15 protein-coding genes and 1 pseudogene are annotated in these 18,484 nt (G+C 67.1%); 10 read left to right on the plus strand and 6 right to left on the minus strand.

The window, feature by feature from the left end:
• The 5 genes and pseudogenes from M3330_RS23365 to M3330_RS23385 all read left to right on the plus strand — a co-directional run bounded on the left by M3330_RS23365 (window position 1) and on the right by M3330_RS23385 (window position 4,377).
• A complete protein-coding gene (locus M3330_RS23365) occupies window positions 1-954 on the plus strand; it encodes a Fic family protein (protein WP_255029199.1) in 954 nt (317 codons plus the stop codon).
• Between the two features lie 234 nt (window positions 955-1,188).
• Complete coding sequence (gene erm(46), locus M3330_RS23370; RefSeq protein WP_255029201.1) at window positions 1,189-2,001, plus strand: 23S rRNA (adenine(2058)-N(6))-methyltransferase Erm(46); 813 nt, start codon at window positions 1,189-1,191, stop codon at window positions 1,999-2,001.
• Window positions 1,998-3,001, plus strand: a pseudogene (locus M3330_RS23375) (IS481 family transposase). The gene erm(46) and the pseudogene M3330_RS23375 overlap by 4 nt, the downstream one beginning before the upstream one ends.
• Before the next feature lie 240 nt (window positions 3,002-3,241).
• A complete protein-coding gene (locus M3330_RS23380; protein WP_064061714.1) occupies window positions 3,242-3,592 on the plus strand; it encodes a hypothetical protein in 351 nt (116 codons plus the stop codon).
• A complete protein-coding gene (locus M3330_RS23385) occupies window positions 3,589-4,377 on the plus strand; it encodes a hypothetical protein (RefSeq protein WP_064061713.1) in 789 nt (262 codons plus the stop codon). The genes M3330_RS23380 and M3330_RS23385 overlap by 4 nt, the downstream gene beginning before the upstream one ends.
• Before the next feature lie 88 nt (window positions 4,378-4,465).
• On the opposite strand, the gene M3330_RS23390 is transcribed toward M3330_RS23385, so the two are convergent.
• Together M3330_RS23390 and M3330_RS23395 are read right to left on the minus strand one after the other, a co-directional pair.
• Window positions 4,466-4,654, minus strand: a complete 189-nt coding sequence (locus M3330_RS23390; protein WP_064061711.1) for a hypothetical protein — start codon at window positions 4,652-4,654, stop codon at window positions 4,466-4,468.
• A gap of 220 nt (window positions 4,655-4,874) precedes the next feature.
• Window positions 4,875-5,066 (minus strand): hypothetical protein, encoded by a 192-nt coding sequence (locus tag M3330_RS23395; protein ID WP_255029202.1) that lies wholly within the window; start codon window positions 5,064-5,066, stop codon window positions 4,875-4,877.
• A gap of 773 nt (window positions 5,067-5,839) precedes the next feature.
• On the opposite strand from M3330_RS23395, the gene M3330_RS23400 reads away from it, so the two are divergent.
• The 3 genes from M3330_RS23400 (at window position 5,840) to M3330_RS23410 (ending at window position 10,706) form a co-directional block, all read left to right on the plus strand.
• Window positions 5,840-6,661 carry a hypothetical protein gene (locus M3330_RS23400; protein ID WP_255029204.1) on the plus strand — a complete coding sequence of 274 codons (822 nt, stop codon included), beginning with the start codon at window positions 5,840-5,842 and terminating at the stop codon, window positions 6,659-6,661.
• Between the two features lie 2,235 nt (window positions 6,662-8,896).
• Window positions 8,897-9,196 (plus strand): hypothetical protein, encoded by a 300-nt coding sequence (locus tag M3330_RS23405; protein WP_255029336.1) that lies wholly within the window; start codon window positions 8,897-8,899, stop codon window positions 9,194-9,196.
• 238 nt (window positions 9,197-9,434) lie between these two features.
• Window positions 9,435-10,706 carry a hypothetical protein gene (locus M3330_RS23410; protein WP_255029205.1) on the plus strand — a complete coding sequence of 424 codons (1,272 nt, stop codon included), beginning with the start codon at window positions 9,435-9,437 and terminating at the stop codon, window positions 10,704-10,706.
• Window positions 10,707-10,847: 141 nt separating this feature from the next.
• Here M3330_RS23410 and M3330_RS23415 read toward each other — a convergent pair whose 3' ends face one another.
• Window positions 10,848-11,126: a hypothetical protein gene (locus M3330_RS23415; protein WP_255029207.1), complete on the minus strand. Its 279-nt coding sequence runs from the start codon at window positions 11,124-11,126 to the stop codon at window positions 10,848-10,850.
• Window positions 11,127-11,638: 512 nt separating this feature from the next.
• Between M3330_RS23415 and M3330_RS23420 the strand changes: the two genes are divergently transcribed.
• Entirely contained in the window at window positions 11,639-11,785 is a 147-nt protein-coding gene (locus M3330_RS23420; protein WP_255029208.1) for a hypothetical protein, read from the plus strand.
• A gap of 155 nt (window positions 11,786-11,940) precedes the next feature.
• Here the strand turns inward: M3330_RS23420 and M3330_RS23425 are convergent, their stop codons facing one another.
• Both M3330_RS23425 and M3330_RS23430 read right to left on the minus strand, forming a co-directional pair.
• The gene (locus M3330_RS23425; RefSeq protein WP_255029209.1) at window positions 11,941-13,833 is read right to left on the minus strand and encodes a hypothetical protein; all 1,893 of its coding nucleotides are present in this window, start codon (window positions 13,831-13,833) and stop codon (window positions 11,941-11,943) included.
• A gap of 987 nt (window positions 13,834-14,820) precedes the next feature.
• On the minus strand, window positions 14,821-15,003 hold the full coding sequence (locus M3330_RS23430) for a hypothetical protein (RefSeq protein WP_255029210.1): 183 nt from the start codon (window positions 15,001-15,003) through the stop codon (window positions 14,821-14,823).
• 631 nt (window positions 15,004-15,634) lie between these two features.
• Here M3330_RS23430 and M3330_RS23435 point away from each other — a divergent pair.
• A complete protein-coding gene (locus tag M3330_RS23435) occupies window positions 15,635-18,151 on the plus strand; it encodes a LuxR family transcriptional regulator (protein WP_255029212.1) in 2,517 nt (838 codons plus the stop codon).
• A gap of 88 nt (window positions 18,152-18,239) precedes the next feature.
• Here M3330_RS23435 and M3330_RS23440 read toward each other — a convergent pair whose 3' ends face one another.
• Entirely contained in the window at window positions 18,240-18,428 is a 189-nt protein-coding gene (locus M3330_RS23440) for a hypothetical protein (RefSeq protein ID WP_255029214.1), read from the minus strand.
• Window positions 18,429-18,484 lie beyond the last annotated feature (56 nt).

Consider the following 18,484-nt stretch of genomic DNA (forward strand, 5'->3'; position numbering starts at 1 on the left):
ATGACCCCGCGATATTCACCAGAGTGGCTGGACTACTTCATTCCCGAGACGATCGAATGGAACGCGGACGACATGCCCGACCCCAGCCGCGCCGTCCTGAAAAATTTGCTGCTGCGATCGGAAAAGTGGCCCCACGGCATCCCGGACGCCGAGGTCGTGCATCGCGTCGAAGGTGCCGTCAGCTACTCGCGGATGCAAGAACTCGCCGACCGTCCCCTTCCGGGCCGCTACGACCTGGCTCACTTCCAGCGCACCCACTACCAGCTGTTTCAGGACATCTACCCCTGGGCCGGGCAACTACGCACCGCCCCGCAGGACTGGCCGATGGTCAAGTGGGGGCCGGACGTCGCCGCCATCCGCAACGGGCAAAACCACGTCACCGAAATACCACACAAGTATTTCAAGGCCCGCGAAGTCCCCCAAGCCGCTAAAGTCGTTCTCGACCGCATCGCCGCCAAAGACAATCTGCGCGGACTCGACCGCAACGACTTCATCGGCGAACTGACCACAGTGTGGCTGCGGATAAACTTCGTCCATCCATTTCGTGAGGGCAACACCCGCACCCAATTCTCCTTTTTCCGGCAACTGTCCGCCGAGGCCGGCTACAGGCTCGACACCGATCGCTTCCAAGCAGTCAGCAAGACCGAACTGAAGCAGAACCCCCTGGTCGGGGACCTGCGTGAGCAGTTCGTCTGGGGACGCTTCGAGTACATGCAGACCGGCGACACCGGCCTGATGCGCGACGTGCTGGACATGGCGATCACCGACGCGGCCGATCCTGTTCCCATCGGCCCGATCATCGACCACGGCGTCGATCTGCGCGCCATCACCGCCGCCATGTCCGCGCACCCACGCTCTGTCCACGACTTCACCGCCAACACCTCCACACCGGACCCCGTGACTCCACCCGTGGACCCACCCCGCAGCCGACCCACCCTCGACCTCGACTTCTAAACGGATACGCAGTTGGCGGTTAGCTGTTGCTGGTCATGACGTTGTGCGCGGGATGGCACCGATGTTGTAGGGTGCGGCCGTGGGAAATACGAACATCGCAGTGACCGAGTTCCGCCGCTTCTAGCGGCGGAGAGCGAACTTTCAAACACGCTCCGTCGCTTTCAGCACGTCAGTTGCTGGGCGGCGTCTTTGTGCTGCCCGGGCCACCCCACTATTGCCCGGAGTGAATACTCTATGCCTACCTACGGTGCCGGCCGTCACGAGCTCGGCCAGAACTTCCTCACCGACCGCAAAGCAGTCGACACGATCGTCGACCTCGTTTCTCGAACAGACGGTCCGATCATCGAAATCGGCTCCGGTGGTGGGGCGTTGACGTTGCCCCTGCAGGCGCTGCGTCGGCCGATCACAGCTATCGAGATCGATCCGCGACATGCGCAACAGCTCCGACATCGCGTCGATCCGAGTACGACGGTCGTGCATGGTGACTTCCTGCGTTACCGACTGCCCCGAACACCGCACACCATCGTGGGGAACTTGCCGTTCCACCACACCACGGCGATGTTGCGGCGGATCCTCCACGCGGAACACTGGACAGCGTCGGTCCTGCTCGTGCAGTGGGAGGTTGCACGTCGTCGTGCGGCGGTCGGTGGTGCGACCATGATGACCGCGCAATGGTGGCCCTGGTACGACTTCGGCCTGGCCGGCCGTGTTCCCGCATCGGCGTTCACACCACGGCCGGGAGTCGATGCAGGGCTGATGACCATCACTCGGCGGATCGATCCACTCGTCGACCCCGCCCTACGAACCCGTTATAGCGCCTTCGTCCACACCGTCTTCACCAGCAAGGGCCACGGCCTGCATCAGATCTTGCCGCGGGTGGCTGGCGATCCTGCGAAGGCGGCGGTCAAGAAGTGGCTCGCCGAACAACGATTTCGGGGCACACCGCTGCCGCGCGACCTCTCACCCGGACAATGGTCCGAACTCTTCGCGATCATCGATCGACGCTCTCCGTCTACCGATCGGAAGCGGATCGAGTACCGGCGATGACGCACCCCAACGCCCCGTTGTCTGTGGAAGGCCGTCGACGGCTCGTCGAGAGATGTGTCAGACTCGTCCGATCTCCCACGTCGCTGCCGAGATGGGGATCTCCCGCGCCTGCGCCAGCAAATGGGTGCACCGGTACCGCGAGTTCGGTGAGAGCGGTCTGCTCGACCGCCCTAGCATCCCGCACCGCCAGCCCACTGCCACCGCAGCAGAGGTCGTCACCCGGATCGAGCATCTGCGCCACGAGAGGAAGTGGTCGGCCCGGCGCATCACCCTCGAACTCGCCAATGACGGCGTCGTCATCTCGGTGCGGACCGTCGGCCGGCACCTAGCACGCCTCGGGTTGAACCGGCGCAGCTTCCTCGACCCGTCCGGTGAGAGCAACCGCGCACCACGACGGATCGTTGCCCGCTGGCCCGGCCACATGGTCCACGTCGACGTCAAGAAGGTCGGCCGTATACCCGACGGCGGCGGTTGGCGCGCCCACGGCCGAGGCTCCGTCCAGGCCAAGGCGGTCAACCTAGCAAAGACCGCCGGCGCTCGCGCCGGTTATGTCTACCTGCACTCGGCGATCGATGGATACTCCCGACTTGCTTACACCGAAGCCCTGACCGACGAGAGATCCGTCACCGCGATCGCGTTCATGCACCGCGCCCGGGCGTTCTTCGCCGCGCACGGCATCGCCTACATTCACCGCGTAGTCACCGACAACGGCGCCTGCTACCGCGCGAAGGACTTCGTCAAGGCTCTCCACGGTGCCCGCCATCAGCGGATCACCCCGTACACCCCACGCCACAACGGCAAGGTCGAGCGCTACAACCGAATCCTGGCCGAGGAGTTTCTCTACGCGCGCACCTGGACCAGCGAACACCAGCGCTCCGAGGCCCTACAGGTGTGGAATATCCACTACAACTACCACCGGCCCCACACTGCCGTCAGCGATCGACCGCCTGCGGACAAGCTTCAGTCCGGTGTCACCAACGTCATGGCCTCGTACAGTTAGCGGTGCCGCAGCATCGCCACCGACGCTCGCACCTGCGCCGGGGCGCATCTACCCCGCGCGTCCGCCGGTCAGGGTCCTGCAGAGGAAAGCGGACCGCCACCCCTGGCCGCCGTGCATCACCGAGCACCACCCGAAAGTGTTGCAGCGAGCAACAACAGGGTGAAACTGCTGCATACACGCACTATCATGAGAGCGATCCGTGCAGAGGGCGCAGATGGTTCGAGCCGAGGAGGTGGACAGATGAGCGTGGTCACACCGAAGACTGTGCGTCAGCAGCTCGTGCAGTCCGCCGTGCTCGACAAGATCATCACCACCGGTCTGTCGGTCGACACCGAACCGGTGCGCCGCAGCCTGCAAACGATCCGCCGTCAGGTGAACCGGAGCCCACTGATGGAGCGCTACCTGGACCGATGGGACATGATCGTCCGCACCAACGACATCGACGACATCCGCCGGATCGTCGAGACGGACGACGACACCAGCCGGGAAATGCGCAACCTGTCCCCCCTGTCGGTTCTGCTCAGCGATGACGAACGTCGCCGCGTCCTCACCGAATTCAGAACCAGACTCAAAGCTACTGCGCAGCGGTGAACCGGGACGAACTCGGACGGGCGATCAAGGCCGCGTGCGCCAACCTCGACGAACCTCGCGTGATCGTGCTCGGTTCCCAATCGATCCTCGGCAGCTTCGACATCACCGCCCTGCCTCCGGCCGCCTTCCTCTCGCGAGAAGTCGACATCCTGCCCCTGAGTGGGATCACCGATCCACCTGCCGTCGAAGACAAGCTGCTGCTCCTCGATGCCCGACTCGGCGAGGGCTCGCCTTTCCACATGTCCTTCGGTTTCTACGTCGAAGGCATCCACAAAGACGTCGTAGTCCTGCCCCGACACTGGGAACACCGCCTCGTCCACTTCATCGTCGACGACGACACCTCCACCCTCTACGGCCGAACCGGATTGTGCCTGGACCCAGTGGATCTGTGCGTGTCGAAAACGATCGCCGGACGCGAGAAAGACTACGAATTCGTCGCCGCCCTGGTCGCAGAACAACTCGTGCGAGCCGCCGACATCCGCGCCCGCATCGACAGCGGAATCGAGTGGCCACCGACCTACACCGAGAACAAGGATCTCTGCCTCGATCGAGCGCGGAACTGGCTGAGCAGTCTTGCCGACCCCACCGCGACCTCGGCCAAGGAAGATCCTGCCTCTAATGCTCCGGCGTCGGTGGCCGCCGACATCGCCACCGCTCTCCTCGGCCATCCCCGCTCGGTCGAGCAGATGCTCAACAGCAAGAACCGAGGTGAGAACCCCTCGACGTCCGCTGCTCCTCCTGACACCGGACCGACTCGAGAAGCCGGACCCGACCTCTCTCAATGAGTGCTGTACGAATCTACCTCCACAGACCGGCGTGCGAATACCGAACCAGACGGAAATAATGGAAAAACAGAACTTGTGCGCCAGTCGGCTACCGCCGCCGACCTTCCAGCGTGGACAACAACACGAACTTCGTGCCCATCAGATCGAACGCTGCTTCGCTGTCTGCGGCGACGAGGAGTTCCCGCTCACGGGCGTGTAGCGCCGCAATCGCGGTCTCGAGTTCCTCGTCGGTCATCGCATCGGCGGCATCGCCGATGGCTCGCGTCCCCTCTTCCACGCGCCGAGGGTAGCCACCGTGTCGTCCGCTGCACGTACAACCCATCAGCGGAAAAGGCGATGGTCCCCGGCGGGGGCGCCGGGGACCATCCTTCGACCCGTCAGGGAATCACTCACCTGTCGGGGAACTCGGGTGATTGCAGCGGTCACCGTAGCGGAAGCACGGATCGGTACCAAACAGGTGAAGCGGAAGCGAACGTCAGGAGGAAGGACTCTCGGAGTCAGTCCTCGACGGGCACGAGATCGGTGATGCGCGCCGGCCACGGATACGTGAGCGGGCTGTCGGCGTTGACCTCGATCACGGCCATGCCGGCGTCCTCATCGATGTCTTCGACGGTGAACACGCACGTGTCGCGTGCGCTGGCCGTCATCTGATTGCCGGGCTTGATGGTGGTGTTGTCTCCGATCGACACGGGCAGAAGGGGGACGTGTCGTTGTCCCAGTTCACACCATAATTTCAGCGATGCTGATGTTCTGGATTCTGGCGGGTCGCCGCGTCTGCGATCCGGCCGGCTTACTCCTCTGCCGAGCCGGGCCGCGGCTGCTCGTGCGTCTGTCTCGGCGGCCACTGCACCCCGGAGAACGGTGGCCCGGTGTGCGGGGGAATGAGGATCTGCGCATCGCAGACGATGCACAGATAGGTGCGATGTCCGGTGGCTCCCGAGGAGCGCAGCGCTGTTGCGCAGGTACACGGTGTCCAGCCCACGACCACCCGGCGTGGTCCCAGCCGGTGCCCGTTCGGGCAGAACTTCGGAGGGCGCTCGTAGGACACCACACCACCGAGTTTCGCACACGTGTTCGACTCGGACGTTTATAGTCGGTGGGCGGCAGGTCGATGGAGGGACGCGAGGGCGGACTTCGGGAAGCATCGGCCTGCCGCCTCGTTTCCGCAGGAAACCAGGCACCGAGAGCGCAAGAACCTCCGAGACCGGGCATTGCCGCACCGGCCCGTACGTCCGCCTCGGTGCGGTCACTACCTCCACGGCCGGCGCGAACCGGGGGATGTGGGTTCCGCCGGCCCCCTGTCATGCCCCCTCGAACGATCCTGGGACCCGTCGCCGCGCCTCTCGCATCGATGGCAGGGCGTCGATCCCTACCATTCGTAACGTACGTATCACGATACGTACGTTACGAATGCTGTTACGATGCCGGATACGGAACGTCATCGGGTCGGGAGGGTGAGGTCATGGCCGAGGAAGCCAGAGGGGGACGGCGCCGCGAATACGCCACCGACGCCGACCGGGTGCGGGCCTGGCGGCAACGCCAGAAAGACAAGGCCCGCGCCCAGCAACACCAGGATGCGCTGCCGACCGATCCGACCTCGGCGATCGGCACCCTCGCCGAGGCGGTACCACTGCTGCGCCGCGAAACCCAGGCGATGCTCGAGACACTGACGACGATCTCGTCGTCGATCACCACCGCGACCGATCTGCTCGCCGATCCGGCGGCGATCGATGCACAGCTGCGGCGCGTGCAGGCCGAGGCCGACAAGGTCCGGGCCGACGCCGCCGCCGAGATCGCGGCCCTGCGGGACGAACTCGACACCGCGCGCACCGAACGCGCCGACGCCGATGCCGCCGCCACGGCCGCCGACGCCGAGGCCACCGAGGCCCTCGCCCAGCTCACCGCAGCCCGGGCTGAGCACGCCGCGGCACAGGACCGCTGGCAGCAGCAGCTCGATCAGGCCGCCTCGACCCATCGCGAGCAGATCGCCGGCCTCGAGCACCGGATCGAGCTGCTCACCGGGCAGCTCGACGAGCACCGCGAGCGGCTGACCCGAGCGATCGCCGAGAAAGACGCCGCGGCGGCCACCGCAGCCGAACACACCCGGCGACTCGACGCCGAACTCACCGCCGCCCGCACCGCGGCGGCAGCCGAACGTGACCGCGCCGAGGCCGCCCGCGCCGACGCCGCCGCCGCACACGCGCAAGCCGAAGCCGCCCGCGAACGTATCGCCGAACTGCGCGCCGAACTCCAGGACCTGCGCACGCCCCCGGCCCGCCCCTGAACCCCCAGCCGGGGACCCTGTGCTGCCGGGCTGCGAGAGCTGGTCGACCTCGAGGTGCGAAGGGGTCGACCTGGCATACTTCGATCCAGCCATCCCCGCCGTACCCCTTGCGGCGGGGATGCTTTCTGTAGTCAGGCACTCACTCCTCGCCGACCAGGGCCGCGACGTCGTAGACGACCTCGGTTTCGTCTACCCACCTGCGCCCCGGGGCCTGCGTGATCGCATCCGTCCAAAGTCCGGTGCGTGGTCGAGTCGTCTCGGGTGGCGTGCATGATCAGAGGCCACCGCAACGCCACTGAGGGGGCGATGTACACCGCATTACGCGGGGCGATTCCGCACACGTTCGACCACAGCCCACGCGCCGACCCCCGAATCGCACCGGAGCGGCACACCCGCGCAGACGACGGCCGATACGGCAGCGCACACCCGCGCCCAGGCGCGGATCGAGACATTGGAGAAGTACCTCGGCTCGCTCACCGAACAGGACCGCGCCGAGTACATCGCCGGCCACTCGCTCGCACCATCCGCACCTCGAGCCGGCCGGACCCGACAGAAATCCGTACTGCGACGAACGCAGGCACGTCCGCCGCGACTCCCCGCACCGATCCGGAAAGCAGCAACGACACCGACCCGGACCCGGCCGGGCAGCAGAAGCCATGAACCGAACCGGCGGCGAATCCGGGTCCACCAGGTTGGTGATCGCCAGCCGCCAGCATCGACATCGACGCCGCGGTCGCCACGGCCCCACGGCTATCCGGCAGTGACCGTCGCCCCGCTACGACCTGCCCGGACCCGGACCTCTCGAGTCGATCACCGCCGACGAGATCGCCCGCACCCGCAAGGTGCGCTCCCGGATCAGCCACGCCCAACGCGACTGGTTCATCCGTACAGCGTTTGCGATCACCTGTGAGGTCGTGCGTGGGGGCCAGGCTCGTCGCGGTCACCGGCCGCGTTCGGGTTCACCGCTGGCCACCGCACCAGCGTCCGCCCACTGCTGCAGCCGTTGTCGGCTGCGACGTAGAAGCGGTTTTCCGGGCTGGGTGCGTTGGTCTATTGCCCGGTGAAGGCGCGTGTGGTCCCGGTCCACGATCGAAGCAGTGTCCACTCTCATTACGAGTGAGCGGCGGCGATTGCGGTGGCCGGATCATGCTGTCCAACTCGCGATTATTGAGGGTAATGTGCATTTCGCTCGTATTGGGGTCGGGGATGGCACTTTCGGGAGATAATTTGAGAAAGCGTGCACTACGTCGCGTGGCTGCGGCCCTCGTCGGACTTGGGGTCACTGTGGGCATCGGAACGCTGTCGGCCCCCGTTGCCGTTGCGGACAGCGTTAGTCGGCCAATTGCTGCAGGATCAACCCCCACCGGAATTGGATCGGTTGACATTCAGACTGAACCAGACGGCTACATCAATGTATCAATTACAGGGCGTACCAACGGTATTCGTCAGGATGGTGCGCGGTTTTGTCGTGTCCATGTTGACAATAAGCAGCATACCAACGTACGCCTCGATGACGGAGGTAACGGAACAGCTCGATTCGGCCCTTTCCCCCACGGTGAGTATCAAGTAGGGGGCACATGTACAGATTGGGCACAGGGTGAGATACGGCTGCTGAGCAGTGGCGGGCGCGTCGTCATTGACGGCAACGGTCCGGCGGGCGAGCTTGGGGTGTGGATGCCTCCGCCTCCGGTCAAGGGGCCGGGGCCTAAGGCGCTTACGCTTAGCGAGCAGTGCGACGCATGGGCGTTCGATTTGGGCTTGGCGAGTACAGCAGCCACGGCGATCGCCGGGCCCGGGATCCTTCCCGTTGTCCTTTCTGCGACTGCGGGGCTGCGTGCCGGGTGTCTCGCGGTCGCAGCGCAGGTTGGCGAGGGAGCAGCGGCTGCGCAGCAGTTCTGCGATGGGGTGCAAGACGTGATCCTCGGTCTCATTCCTGGAGTCGAGGCTGGCATCGGGACGCTCTTCTTGCCTTCTGTGTGCAGCTTTGCCGATTAGCTCCCCCGGCCTCTTGAGCAATCGCGCCTGAGAAGACTTGTGGGTACAAGACACTGAATATTGCAACTACGGAGCCGACAACCTCTTGGTCGGTTCCGTAGTTGCGAGCGGGCACGCCGAACAATCAGCGTTTGATGAGCGCCTACGAGAAACGCTGAACAGAGCGTCACTGGCGATACGAACTGTCCGGCCTTGGCAGATCCGCACGGGGCTATCTCTGGCAGGATGCGCCCGGTGACGATGGACGAGCTTTTCGACGAGCCGCCGGCGCAGTGGGGACTGCGCGGCGACCCGTACGTATGGGAGGCCATCCGGGAGAAGTTGGCCGGTCGGCCCCTCCCCGACGACGCCGCAGCGTTGGAAGAGGCGCTTGTCACCGCCTTCACCTCGGTTATGGGTGTGGACGTGCGAACCGAGTCGGCGGATCGGGTGTATCGGGAAGAGTTCGCACACGGCGGCATGTCCAGCGGCCACGTCAGTCTCCCGACCTGGCGGGATCATCTGATTCCGCTGCTGGTGAGCCGAGGGCGAACGGCCTGACGCGGCCCTGCGCCGGATGGACAGAACACCGGACCACGAGCGTCCGCCGCACCGCTTCGCCCGTCCGGAGGCGCGGGCGTGGAAGGCTGCCCGCGCAGATGCTGTGGGTGCATCACCGGCCCACGAGGGCTGCACTCGCCGGGCGGGGGCGCCGGTGTGAGGTCGGCGCCATGCGGCACGATGCCCGTCGAGGGAAGTGCCCGCAGTGACCGGGCGCCGCGACGAAAGGTGTAGGTACGTGAGCACGGAGCAGCAGTGCGCCCCGGACGGGCCGGGGCATGACGAGGTGCCGGCCCTGTCGCCGGAGACGTATCTGATGGTCGTTGCCGACGAGTTCGGGACCGCTGTCGTCGGCAGCGACGACGCGATCGAGCAGTTCTGTCGGCAGTGGGACACCCCGCTCGCATCCGTGACGACCGCCCCGAACGACACCCTGGCCCGGATGAGCGCGGAACTGTTCTCGGCCAAGACCGTCTCGGTGGGGTATGCCATCGGCACACAGATGCAGCGCCATTTCGCCGCGCGGTCCACCGCGGGGACCACCGTCACCTTCCACCGGATGGTGCGCGATACCGCCACCGGCAAGATCGTCTCCCATGCCCGGATCGCTCCGCCGCCGGCCGCGGCGGCGTTGGGCCCGGCAACGGCAGCCTTGGCGGGCCTCGAGATGGCGATCTCGGCGCAGTTCGACCGGATCGACGAACACCTCGATCGCATCGAGGACTCGGTCGACGAAATCCTGTGGCTGGCGTCCGCGCAGCGACTCGGCGACGTCTACGGCCACCACCGCGTGCTTGCCCGCCGGGTCCAAGCACTGACCGACGGCGATGCGCTGACCGCCACCGACTGGTCGTCGATCGCCGCGCTCGGAGCGGACCTCGAGGTCGGCGTCGAACGCCTACGGTTCCACGCCCAGAAGCTGCTCGACTCGCTCGACGCCGACGCCTCCCCGGGCACGCGGGCCGATCAGCTCGCCGACGTACTGCGCAAGGGCCGGCTGCTTGAGACGTTGCAGCTGCTCATCGTGGCCCAGCAATCGCTGTTCCTGTGGCAGCGCCTGCGCCTGGTCCAGGTGCAGACCATCGAACCGCACCACCTGGAACAGACCGTCACCAGCGCCCGGGCGACCCTGGCCGACCAGCACACCGCCGACACCGACCTCGCCGCCCGGCTGCGGCAGGTCCTCGACGACCATGCGGTCCTGTCACCGAGCGAAGCGCATCACAAACTGGCCGGGCGCGCCTTGACCAAACACCGCGACGCGCTGGCGGCGATGGTTGAGGCGTTCATCGCCGCCCGCAACCTGCAGGTCGAACAGTGGACCGGGGCCCGCCACGCCACCCTGGGCGAGGCCTGGTCGGCAGCCCGCGTGCGCACCGGCGCCGCGGTCATCGCCGGTCGACGCCGCCTCGCCCGCGGTGCGACCACCGTGGCCACCTGGGTGGAACCGAAGCAACCCTCCGGCAGCGACGACGCCGACCCGGCCCCGGCCGAGCAGCACGAGTCGTGAACCGCGCCGGCGATGAGCCGGCGGCTGCTGTGTTGGTGCTCGCTGGCCGCAGCATCGGGTGTGGGCATCTGAATAGGCCCCAGTTCGGTCCGATCTCCTCGCGGGGCCTGCCTCATCACATCCGAGCCGTGTTCCGGGGCATCAGTCCCACATCACCCCTTCGTAGCGGTGCTCGATATGCCGTGGACGTTGCGGGTCGGGAAGTGCGGCGACCGGGCGCGGGATCCGCACTCGCCCGGTGCAGTTGCTGACAGCGAAGGTGCGTTCCCAGTGTTCGAGTGCCTGCTGGTCCACCTCGCATGCCGGGGTGTCCTCGTGGGCTGTGATCGAGAACATCACCGCGTATCGCCCATTGGGAACCATGACCAGATAGTAGGCACCGCCCGTCGCCGCGAACCGGCCGGGGGCGAGATCACCCACCTCACTGCCGGCATCCACATCACTGGTGGCGCCGAATACACCAGCGCATCGCTGCGGCGCAGGAAAGCAGTGATGCCTGGGCGAGAAACACCCGGCCGCGCCGGCGCCGCACCGACGACTCCAGCCGGCGCTGATGTCAGCGGCGAGGTGTGCCGTGCCCCGGGATACGGCGAGGTGATGAGTCGGTCTTGGTCGGTCGAGGATCGTCGACGTCGACGGTGCAGATCCGCACCGACCCGAGCTGGCCGAACCCTTCAACCTGGACAATTGCATGACCGCTGACAGCCGATGTGCGGGATCCCCGACGTGCTCTATGCCGATCATGGCAGCGACTTCATCAGCGATCACCTCCGGCAGGTCGACGCCGACCCGAGATCACCCTCATTCATTCGACCGTTGCCCGGCCCTAAGGCCGCGGCAAGATCGAACACTTCTTCGGCACCGTCACCAGCGAACTGCCGCCCGAGCTACCCGGCCACCTCGATCACGGCCGGCCGGTCCCCGAGCCGGTCTTGTCACTGACCGATCTCGACCACCGGCTGCGCGGTTTCATCGTCGAGCAGTATCACCAGCGACCCCACCGCGAGATCGGCCAGAGCCCGCACCCGCGCCGGCTCGCCGGTGGTTGGCTACCGCGGTTGTCGGAGAGCTCGACATGACGAATGCTCCCACAAGCGAGGGCATTGGTCATGTAATCGATTCGGTGCCCCCCAAAGGATGTCGAGCACAGATACCGACCGCCGCCGAGCTCCGAAACCTTGCCGACCTGCCGGCCGGCGACCGTCGCCGGGATCAGGTGACGACTCAGGCGGGGCTACCAGCGCAGGAACGACGGTAAGAGGCTTATAGCGACCTTGGCAACTGCTTTGGCGGTCTCTTCGGCCACCACGCGAGGATTCCTCAGCGCATACGAAACGGTAGAAGCCCCGTCCCTGGACCAATCGATTTGCTGGAATTGCCGAGCGTTGTAGCTCCACACGTCGAGTGCGGCAGAGCCGAGGTAAGCGGTAGGTCCGGGGATGAAGGAGATCGCGCCGGAGGTGACATCAGCTATCGCGTCCATGCGATCTCGCCAATTGGTGGCGTTCACCAGGTTCCCGATCCCCAGTCCCATACCGACCCCCTGGGAGAACCAGCCGGCTTGCCCGGGAATCGTTCCGGCGTAGTCCCAGAAATTCGGCTCCAATCCGCCCTCGCCGGGGCGTTGCCACCAGGGCTTGTCACCGGTACCGGTCCCTGGGGTCGGGGTGCCCGGGTTCGTCGGTGAAGGAGAAACCGGAGTGGTCGGTTCGGTGGGATCGGTCGGATTCCCTTCGTCCACGTGGGCCGATCCGTGTACCACCCTGATGCTGTGCAAGGTGGTGTGTGTTGCTGTCTCAGGGTCGACGGCCTGGATCTGATAGTGGCAGGTGTTGTCCGTACCGGCGCAGGTCGGGAAGACGACCGATTCGCCGGGACGCAGTGTCACCGCTTTGGCGGAGTTGTGGTGGGGATCCCAATACGAGGCGATGACCTCGCGGTCTTCGACGTTGGTGTAGGTCACGGTGTCGTTCTCACCGAGGGTGAAGCCCGGCCCGTAACCGCCGTCGAGTGTCCGGTAGGTCGTCTGTCCGGGGCTGATACCCAACTCCGCCACCAGAGCAGTCTGCGGTTGTCCGGTCCCGTCCCATGTTCCCTCGATGACGCTGTAGTGGCATCCGGCCGAGTTATCGCACTCGGGTACGGTGACGGTTTCCCCGGGCTGCACCTGTCGGGTTTCCCAGCCTCCGACCCCATCGGTGTAGGCGACCGTGCGCACACCGGCCGAACGATTGGTGTATTCGATGCCCTCGTCACTCGGGACGAACTCGGCGCCGTACCCATACCCCACGGACGTCACAGTGCGTGAATCGGGGACCGCGGATCTGTCGATCTCACCGACATTGATGAGCAGAGAACTTTCGGTAAAGCGCAAATCGCCGTTGTTCTCGTAGTGGTGTGCGGCGTCGTACCGGCAGCTTTCGAGCGCGTTCTCGCAGGTGGGTAGCGTCACTGTTTCCCCGGGCGCAACGATCTGCTCCGCCGAAGTACTGGCGTCGATCGAATATGTGACCACGATCGGCCGACCGGTGCGGTTGGTGTAGACCACTCCATCGTCGGTGGGAACGAAGCCGGGTGTTTGCTCCGACGCCGCGAGGGTGACCGCCTGCGGTTCAGCGTCGAAGGCCGCCCGCATCACGGTCTCGTCAGCGGCAGGTGCAGGGGACTGCGCCGGGTCTGCCGTGTCGATATTTGCATCGGTGTCGGCGTCCGTTTCGGCGAGGTCCGTCGCCGGCAGGGCGTCCTCGGCGCCGTCGGACGTTTCCTCAGGGGTAGCCCCCGCGGTGGCTGTCTGCGCAGGATCCGGTGTGATGTTCTCGCCCGCGTCAGGATCCGGATCGGTGTCTGCGCCTGCCCCGGCGCCGTCCTCGCTTACAGGTGCAGTGTCCTCGACCGCAGGCACGGCAGGCTCGTCGGTGGGGTTGTCGGCACCGTCGGCGCTATCGGTTTCGGTGTCGCTGTAATTCGTAGGGGTCTCGGTCCCCTCCGCGGTGGTGTCCGGGTCATGTTCGCCGCTGTCGTCCAGCGAGGTGGTGAGGGGGACCGAATTGGCCGGCTCCTCCTCCAAGGGCTGCGCCCCGGCCACTGCGGGCCCCATCAGAATCGTCGAGGCCACGGCCGCTGCCATCAGTGCCTTGGATCTCCGGGAACGTGCCCTTCGGGACATAGTCTTCTCCCCTGATGCCTTTGTTTCTATCCCCGACGATCATCCATTTACCGTTCGAACCGAATGTGGTGTTACACAGGTTTTTCTGCGTTGTTCACAAGTGGCCTCGACCCAACTCCTGACGTCGATCTTTCGTGCGGTCCGCGTGCCGGCCCAGCGGTTTCGGATTGGTCGTGGCGACCGTGGATCCGGTGTGCGTCCCCGCTCGACTGCCCGCCACGGTCGGGTGAGGCCGGGGTCCGCGGCCCCGAAGATCGTTCCTTTCGTCTCGATCGGACAGATACGTGCAGGTCTCGCAGGCGCAGGCAGCGCCTCGAGTCGGTTCAGGCCGGCGACGAGAAGGTCGACATCGGGAGCTGTGACGGCCAGACGCAGCCGAACACCGACGAGGACGCGGCGACATTGCGGGACGTCGCCGAGGTACTTGTGCACGACTATCCGCGCATCCGTCACCGCCTCGACGCCACCGGCGGACCACCGCCCGCCGAATATCACCGGGACAGGACCTCTGGGTCGTCCGGACTCCGGACGGGTCACGGTACCGACCTTGCTCCGCCGGCGGAGCAGATCCGTGGTACGGCGGTGACGATGACCCCTGACGGTGAGGGTGCCGGAGGTCATCGCTCGACCCGCGCAGGGAAACCGCGACCTGCCCGGGGAGCCGCGGGTGATTGTGTAGTGACACTATCGAACGGTGCTCCTGTCCGGGCAGGGGAGCGCTCCGGCAGCGACCGGCGTGTCCCGGCCGCTCGTCCGGGGTGGACCGCCGGACGCCGGGTGTGCGGCGGGCGACGAATGTCGGTGATCGCGCTGTGCCCGATCTCGGTCACGACGTGGCTGCGGGTGCGCCGCACCGGATCCGAACAGCCGCTCGAGTCCCGAACTGCCGTGTCGAGTCTTGGGGTGGCCGGGTGCCGCCGGCGGTGGTGGTGTTCGCGCCCCGTGCTGCTACAGCTCGAACAGCGGGAACTGCGCCGCGTGCGCGTCGCTGTCGAGATGCTGGCGGTAGCGGTCGGCCATCGCACGGGCGACGGTCGCGTCGCATCCGAGTTCCCGGCCGATATCGCTCCAACTGTGGCCGTCGTGGTGCATCTGCCATGCCGTGTGGTGGAACTGCTCGTCGAAATCCATCTGGTGTTCCCTTGCGCACGAAGCCGATCGGGACGCCCATGATCGGGACCGGGACGGGGGTAGATCGTGCCCGGCAGGCTACCGCCGTCCGGCGGGGATGCGGCGCAGGCGCGCCGACGACCCCGGGGGTAGAGGCGGGTGGCCGGTTGCGGAACAGGGGGGCGTTCGTGGCAGGTCGAATACGGTGGCGCTACTGCAGTACGCGTGCACCGCGATCGCCCCGGCATCTGTGCGGGTAGGTGGTGTCTTGGGGTAGAGGTGGCGGGCCGTGGTGCGCACCGCTTCCTCGATGCGCCAGGCGCACCGGGCTGCACCGTCTCGGGTACCGCCACCGCCGGGCGGGAGGCGCCGGTCGTGGTGTCGGATCAGCGCGCCGGGGTGACGGTGGGAGCCCTTCCGGCCCGTTCCTGGGTTCTCGCATCGTGCGTGTGCGGACACCTTCCTGGCAGATCGGCCGGCGCTGGGAGGCATTCGTCCGGGCTGGGAGAGTTGCGCCACTTTCCGGTCGTTGCCCCGGCCGGGTCCTGTACCGACGATAAAATATGTATCTGATTTTGTATTAGAACGATTGGTCTGTGCGGGTTGTCGGGGCCTGTGCTCAACCACCGAAAGAAAGCCGAGGTTCCCGACCGTGCCGGACGCTGGCCTGCCTCCTCGTGCCCGGTTGTTCGCATCCTTGTCGGGCCCGACGCCGCTGGTGGTCGTCCACGGTAACCGGTTCTCGGGCAAGACGTCCCTGACCCGATCGTGGCTGCTCAGCCGCACGGTGCCGGAGGCGAGCGTCGTGCCGGTCAGTGCCCCTGCCGGGCCGATCACCGCCGAGGCGTACTGGACCGATGTCCTGTCGGCGGTATACGCGCGAACCGGCACCCCACGATCGGACGACGGAGGTGCCTCGTTCGACGCACTGTCCGCCGTGCTTTCGGCGCTGCCGCAGCAGATCGTGCTGATCCTCGACGCGGTCGACCGCGTCGAGCGGATCGACGCGCAGATCGCCGCGCTGCTCGCTTTGTGCCCGCAGCTGCGGATCGTCGTCACCACCCGCACGCCCGGACCGTGGCAGCAGGGGGCCGCCGACCCCACGATCGTCTCCGCAGCCGAGCTGGCCTGCACCGAGCAGGACATCGCCGCGATCCTGGGCGCGGTGGCGGTGCCGCAGACGCCGCGCATCGTGCGGTGGATCGGCCGCCGCACCACAGGACTGCCGGCCCTGGTCGACGCCGTGCGCGAGCATCTGCAGCGCCGCACCGCAGGCTCGCTCGAGATGACCGTCGAGGGTCTCGACGACCTCATCGACCACGCGATCGACCATGCGGTGCTGGACGCGCTCGCCGATCCCGACCTCGCGCCGCTGCGCCGAGCGATCCTGGCATCCTCGGCCCTGGCCGCGCTTCCGGCAGAGCCGTCGAGCACCGTCCGCTCGGGCATCGTGCTGCCGGGGGTCGCCGACCTCGGCGCATTCACCCGCACCCTGATCGCCGCCGGATTCCTCGACCCCGGCCCGGGCCGAGCCGAGGACGCCGGTCCGCGGCGGTGGTGTTATCCCGAGCCGGTCCGGGCGTCCCTGCGCCGCCTCGCCCACCACCACCGCGCCGATCTGCACGCCACCGAGATCGCCACGATCGAGGCCCTGCTCGTCGCCGGAGATCCGCACACCGCGCTGGCCCACGCCATCGACGGCCGCCACTGGCAGCGGGCGCTCGACATCGTCGACGAGCACTGGACCACGCTGTACACCGGCGGATTCCTCGACAGCCTCGGCGCCGCACTGGTCGAACGCATCCCCGCCGAGATCGCCGGCACCCACCCGGCGGCCACCGCCCTGCGCCGACTGCACCGCCAGTTCGGTGCGCCCCGCGATGTCCCCGTGGTCACCGCCGCACCCGAACTCGCGACCGGGATCGGCCCCGAACCCGCCGAAGTCGTCACGCGTGCGGTGATGCTGCGGCTCGACGGCCAGTTCGTCGAGGCCGCCAAGGTCTGCGATACCGCCGCCGGCCACCCGCTGCCGGTCTTCGACGACCTCGACGCGCCCCTCCGCCAGGCCTACGCCTTCTACTACCTCCACGTCGGCATCACCTACCTGCTCGCCGACCGCACCGACGACGCGGTCCCGATGTTCCGCCGCGCACACGTCGCCGGAACCGGAACGTTCGTCGAACGCGACGCCGCCGGAAAACTCGCGCTGAGCTGCGCACTGGAAGGCACCCTGGTCGACGCCCGATCGTGGATCGACCAGGAACAACGCCACCCACCCCTGGCGGGCGAGAGCGAAACCATCGTTCGTACCGCCGGCTGTGTGGCCGCCGCACTCGTCGCACTCGATCACCTCGAACCCGACACCGCCCTCGACATCCTCACCGAACTCGGCACCCCCACCGACACCGAAGAATTCTGGGCTCACGTCCTCTACACCCACGGACAGCATGCCCTGCTGACCGGCATGCCCGCCGACGGTCTGCGGTTCATCGAATCCCACCTACAGCGCTACCCGACCTTGCGCACCGGCGGCTGCTGCGCCGTCCTGATCGACGCGGTGCTGGCGGATCTGCATCTCGCGTGCGGCCACGTCGAGCAGGCCGACGACCTGATCGCCGCGTCCACCCACCCCACGGCCGCGGCGGTGCGGGCGCGGGCGCGGTTGCTCGACGCCGACCCGGCCGAAGCCCGGCAGATCATCGACCGGTACCGCGCCGACGGGGCCGGTCCGGTCCGCACCTCGATGGAACTGGCCGTGCTCGGTGCCGCCGCCGCCGCGGCCCTCGACGACCCCGACGACGCCCGCAGACACCTCGAACGGGCCGTGGCCTTCTCCCGGCACACCGGCCTGCTGCGCCCGTTCGTGCTGCTGCCACCGCCGCTGCAGAGCGCCCTGGCCGGCCTCGGTGTCGAGCTGCCCCTCGACCTGGACCGGACCGCCACCCGCTTTCCCGCCTTCCCGCTCTACCGGCCCCTGCTGACACTGACCGCCCGGGAGCGCGCCGTGCTCGCCGCGCTGCTCTCCGGACGCACCATCGCGGCCATCGCCGCATCACAGTTCGTCAGCGTCAACACCGTCAAAACCCAACTGCGGTCGCTCTACCGCAAACTCGGCGTGCACAACCGCACCGACGCCGTCGCCGCGGCCCGCCGGCTACACCTCGACTGACAACCCGAGCGCCAAGACCGAGCGCCGCCGCGCTGACTTTCGGGGAGTTTCCCGACGTGGATGTGCCCGTGATCGGCGACCGGTGGTCTCAACCGTGGGACTCGGTGGGCCCAGGACCCGCCCCGGCTGCGGGCGCACCGAGCAGATCCCGCACCGCGACGAGATCGGCCTCCTCGGGGGCGTGCCCGGTCAACGACCACACCACTGCCGCGACATCACGTGCGGTCAGGGCAGCAGCCGGACGCCCGAGGACTGGGCGGCGCGACGAGGAAGTCATGGCGACACCTGGCACACATCCCCTACGACCGGCAGGCCGCAGGACGAGAAAACGGG

Source organism: Rhodococcus sp. GA1 (assembly GCF_024321955.1).
GTDB classification, from domain to species: Bacteria; Actinomycetota; Actinomycetes; order Mycobacteriales; family Mycobacteriaceae; genus Rhodococcus; species Rhodococcus pyridinivorans.

What these genes read in the sequence shown, in the direction of transcription:
- M3330_RS23425 (WP_255029209.1), bottom strand. Translation starts at nt 13,833, where the DNA reads ATGGCAGCGGCCGTGGCCTCGACGATTCTGATGGGGCCCGCAGTGGCC.
- M3330_RS23440 (WP_255029214.1), bottom strand. Translation starts at nt 18,428, where the DNA reads ATGACTTCCTCGTCGCGCCGCCCAGTCCTCGGGCGTCCGGCTGCTGCC.
- M3330_RS23380 (WP_064061714.1), top strand. Translation starts at nt 3,242, where the DNA reads ATGAGCGTGGTCACACCGAAGACTGTGCGTCAGCAGCTCGTGCAGTCC.
- M3330_RS23400 (WP_255029204.1), top strand. Translation starts at nt 5,840, where the DNA reads ATGGCCGAGGAAGCCAGAGGGGGACGGCGCCGCGAATACGCCACCGAC.
- M3330_RS23405 (WP_255029336.1), top strand. Translation starts at nt 8,897, where the DNA reads ATGGACGAGCTTTTCGACGAGCCGCCGGCGCAGTGGGGACTGCGCGGC.
- M3330_RS23430 (WP_255029210.1), bottom strand. Translation starts at nt 15,003, where the DNA reads ATGGATTTCGACGAGCAGTTCCACCACACGGCATGGCAGATGCACCAC.
- M3330_RS23365 (WP_255029199.1), top strand. Translation starts at nt 1, where the DNA reads ATGACCCCGCGATATTCACCAGAGTGGCTGGACTACTTCATTCCCGAG.